The 4,164-nt window shown below is 44.3% G+C and carries 3 protein-coding genes and 2 pseudogenes; 2 read left to right on the top strand and 3 right to left on the bottom strand.

The window, feature by feature from the left end; genetic code table 11:
• Positions 1 to 144 precede the first annotated feature (144 nt).
• Positions 145 to 351 (top strand): annotated as a pseudogene (locus tag QUA70_RS27830) (DUF6883 domain-containing protein); the annotation flags it as partial.
• An 8-nt stretch (positions 352 to 359) separates the two neighbouring features.
• On the top strand, positions 360 to 638 hold the full coding sequence (locus tag QUA70_RS27825; RefSeq protein ID WP_333331029.1) for a DUF4926 domain-containing protein: 279 nt from the start codon (positions 360 to 362) through the stop codon (positions 636 to 638).
• Here QUA70_RS27825 and QUA70_RS27820 read toward each other — a convergent pair.
• From QUA70_RS27820 to QUA70_RS27810, 3 genes and pseudogenes are all read right to left on the bottom strand, one after another.
• Positions 633 to 1,037: pseudogene (locus QUA70_RS27820) on the bottom strand (transposase); the annotation flags it as partial. The gene QUA70_RS27825 and the pseudogene QUA70_RS27820 overlap by 6 nt on opposite strands.
• Positions 1,038 to 1,244: 207 nt before the next feature.
• The gene (locus QUA70_RS27815) at positions 1,245 to 1,694 is read right to left on the bottom strand and encodes a helix-turn-helix domain-containing protein (RefSeq protein ID WP_333331031.1); all 450 of its coding nucleotides are present in this window, start codon (positions 1,692 to 1,694) and stop codon (positions 1,245 to 1,247) included.
• A 40-nt stretch (positions 1,695 to 1,734) separates the two neighbouring features.
• A partial coding sequence (locus tag QUA70_RS27810; RefSeq protein ID WP_333350992.1) for a DUF4114 domain-containing protein occupies positions 1,735 to 4,164 on the bottom strand: 2,430 nt, incomplete at its 5' end.

The following is a 4,164-nucleotide window of genomic DNA, read 5'->3' as shown; positions in this document are numbered from 1 at the left end:
TTTAAACCATCCTAATCTTTCTTCAGTCTTGTCTTATGGTACTTTGGCTGCTTAAAAACTGTCCGGAGTATTGTTAATTTAGATAATCCAGTCGGTAGCGATAAAGCTGTAATATTTCAGCGTCGTTGATGATTTAGCCAAGAAAACTATGAATTGGTGTTAGCACAGATTTCAGCTAAAACTCTTGATGCTGAAGCAGTTTTAGGACTAAACGACAAACACGGACAGCGCGATACTGTAGACTTGGAAATTGTGGGCGCACAGGGACAGCAGGGGATTGTCCGTACAGGTTGGATCGTAGAACCGCGTAGTAATGGGGCGAGACTGGTAACACTATTCGTTCGGAGGTAAGGACGATCGTGCCAGAATTATTGGATGTAGTCGAATTGTTAGTAACATTGCCTGAATCTAATTTGCACCAGGGTGTTAGAGGGGCAATAGTAGATTGTTATGATGATGGAAATTACGAGGTAGAATTTAGCGATCGCTGTGGCGAAACGATAGCTTTGTGTACTCTGTCTACCGAGCAGTTTTTAGTTGTTTGGAAGGCGCAAGAAAGGCGTTGGTTGTCTGTATCTGAGCTATTAGCTGCGATGGTTGAACGTTTGTCTGATGAACGTCATACCAATTCACTATGAACCTGCACTTAATATAGCTTCAACGATATAGTCCCAACCACAGAGAGATAAAACTTCTTCATTCGTGAGAGATTTGATAATTATATCTACCTGTTCTTTGAGTTTATCTAAACTCGAATAATTTTCCCAATTGAGGTCTTTTTTTGTATGTTGCCACAATCTTTGAATCGGATTCAATTCAGGACTATAGGCAGGTAAATATATTGGCATTACATGGTCATGCCAGTCTAATAACAGAGCTTTATGAAAGCTACCATTATCCATGATAATTAGATTGAAATAGTCTGAGTATTTTTGAGCAAATCCATTTAAAAACTCTTGAAAGCAGTTGTGATTGAGCTGAGAAAATTCTTGATAATATTGTTCACCTGTTGATGGCTCTACAACTCCATAAACATAGAAGTTTCCTCGCTTCTATTGTTTTTTGCCTACTGGTTTTATCCCCTTCAATGTAATCATCCTGCCCGGCGCATAGTAATCAATCCAAATCTACTCTCGTCCTGACACCATATCCTTACAGGCTGTCCTGTTCCGAAATATTTAATCATTACTTTGATAATCTCCCACAGTTTTTTTTTGAAATTTGTCTGTGCAACTTCGTTCACCTTATTGCTTTGGGGTCTTGGGACGCAAGAGGTAAGATTTTAATTTATAATGAACTAGGTCATGTACGACTTTATAGCTCACTTTGATACCGCATTCTTTTTCGAGCCATATCTGTAATTTGCCATAACTTGTTTCCCCCTCTGGTTCTTGCAGTTTTTTGATTAACTTTTCTCTAACTTCGGGTGGTATATGTGGAGTCTTCCCGGGAGCTTTTTTAACTGTGAGTAATGAGGTAATTCCACCTTGTTTGTAAGCTCTTAACCAACGATATATTGTTGATTCGTCTCGCTTCAGCATCGTGGCTAATTCTTCTCTTGTTTTGATTTTTTTGGTGGCAATCCAGTATAATAGCAGTAACTTTTCTTTACTTACTGCGGTTATAGCCCGTTTGAGTCGATGCTCTAGTTCCTCAACCGTTTCCTGGATTTCTACCTTAAATTTGTTGGCCATATTGCATCTCCTCTACTTTTAGCCTACATTTAGTGTACCTTCATAGTGAATTGGTATTAACACCATTGAGAGTGAAGTAACCGCTAGTGCTGCTGGTGTTTTGGTCGTTGAACACATATTGGGTAATGCTATTACCATCGGGGTCACTCACATAGAAACTAGGACTGATACTCGCACCCGGATTAACCGTTTGGTTATAAGCAGTGACTACTGGAGCGCGGTTTGAAGAGGGCGATGGTGAAGCACCGACTAAACCCAATTCTTCCCAGGAAGGATCTATTTCCCGTTTTATATCCCAAATATTAATGACCTCATCTTCTGACACCACATCTGAGATATGAGAATCATCTTCTGACTTGTTTATTTGGGTATCTTCCGTAACCCACAAATCGACAAATTTTTCCTCTATGACACTCAGCTCAATATCAACAGGTGGCTCGATCGGTGTTGGTGCTGGTGTTGGCGTCGGTGTCGGGACGATCGGATCGACATCAACAGGCGGCTCGATCGGTGTTGGTGCTGGTGTTGGGGTCGGTGTCGGGACGATCGGGTCAACATCAACAGGCGGCTCGATCGGTGTTGGCGCTGGTGTTGGCGCTGGTGTTGGTGTTGGTGTCGGGACGATCGGGTCAATATCAACAGGTGGCTCGATCGGTGTTGGTGTTGGCGTCGGGACGATCGGGTCAACATCAACAGGCGGCTCGATCGGTGTTGGTGTCGGCGTCGGGACGATCGGGTCAATATCAACAGGCGGCTCGATCGGTGCTGGTGTTGGTGTTGGCGCTGGTGTCGGCGTCGGGACGATCGGGTCAACATCAACAGGCGGCTCGATCAGTGTTGGTGTTGGCGTTGGTGCCGGTGTTGGTGTCGGTGTCGGGACGATCGGGTCAATATCTACAGGCGGCTCGATCGGTGTTGGTGTTGGCGTTGGTGCCGGTGTCGGTGTCGGGACGATCGGGTCAATATCAACAGGCTTTGTGATGTAAGAAATCACCTCTTTTCCTAAGTCCGAACCACGCCAATCTTTACCTGGAGCAATTAACTCATCTAATTTGGCAGCTCTTCCAGTCGCACCCCGCACTTGGAAAATGATATCGTTATAATCCCTATCACTCCCCGAATCTAACCGCATATCCTCCATGACAAAGGTATTGCCTTCTCCCGTGACATCGGCAATTTGACCAAAGTGAAATCCCTCCACAGGATTCGCCATTGCCATAGAAAATAAAGGACGTTGATCGCCGCCAACAGTCGGATTATCATACACAGACTTTACACTACCGTTGGGTACCAACATCACCCCATATTTACCCCCAGCAGTTACGGCAAAACTCTTGACTTCTAAGTAGACTCCTTCGTTGGCATTACTCTCTCCTAACAAACCGGAAAACCGCGCACCTTCTGTAGCATCATTAATCACTACATGACCTTTCACAGAGTTACTTAAGGAACGCGCCGCTACTTCTTTAATGAATGCTTCCGAACCTGGTTCAAATTTGTCTAAATCGTCTAAACTGAAAATAGCTAACTCACCTTGGAACATCCCACCATCAAACGTGTAGTCTATACTGATTCGACCAGTTTGATCGGTAGTAAATACCCCCGATCTAAAGGGAGAAATTAACTTTTGGTCCGTAGTCTGTTCTGGTTCTTTTTGGGTTTCAGTTGTTGCTACGGTAGTAGTTGAATTCTCTTTCTCTGTTTCTTCCCCGTTGCTAGTGTCAGTATTTGTTTCGTCCCCTGGCTGGCTGGCATCTGGGGAAATAGCAACTAAAGTTTCGCCTGTTTTTGGTTCTTGAGTGGCAACTGTTTCGCCTGCAACTGCATCTGTTTTGGCGGCGGCTGTGCTATTTGGATTGTTTGTGGCAGCAGTTTCGCTGGGTTTTTCGGCGGTTGAAATTGCCGAATCGGTTGGTGGTTTGTCTGGTGGAGATGTAGTCTCTTCACTTGGCAGTTTTTCGCTAGCATATTCACTCGTTGCTACAGGTTTTTCCGGTTCAGATGTGAGAGTTGTTTCGGAGTCTGTAGTGAGTGGTTTGTCTGTAGTTGTTGTTGTTTCTGCCGCATATTCACTCGTTGCTACAGGTTTTTCTGGTTCAGATGTGAGAGCTGTTTCGGAGTCTGTAGTGACTGGTTTGTCTGTAGTTGTTGTTGTTTCTGCCGCATATTCACTCGTTGCTACAGGTTTTTTGGGTTCAGATGTGAGACTTGTTTCGGAGTCTGTAGTGACTGGTTTGTCGGTAGTTGTTGATGTTGTTTCTGCCGCATATTCACTCGTTGCTACAGGTTTTTCTGGTTCAGATGTGAGAGTTGTTTCGGAGTCTGTAGTGACTGGTTTGTCGGTAGTTGTTGATGTTTCTGCGGCAGATTCAGTCGTTGCTACAGGTTTTTCCGGTTCAGATGTGAGAGTTGTTTCGGAGTCTGTAGTGACTGGTTTGTCGGTAGTTGTTGATGTTTCTGCGGCAGATTC

The sequence above is a fragment of the Microcoleus sp. LAD1_D5 genome, assembly GCF_036702115.1.
Lineage (GTDB): Bacteria > Cyanobacteriota > Cyanobacteriia > Cyanobacteriales > Microcoleaceae > Microcoleus.
The sequence above is the reverse complement of the archived record's forward strand: the minus strand, read 5'-3'. Positions and strand labels throughout refer to the sequence as shown.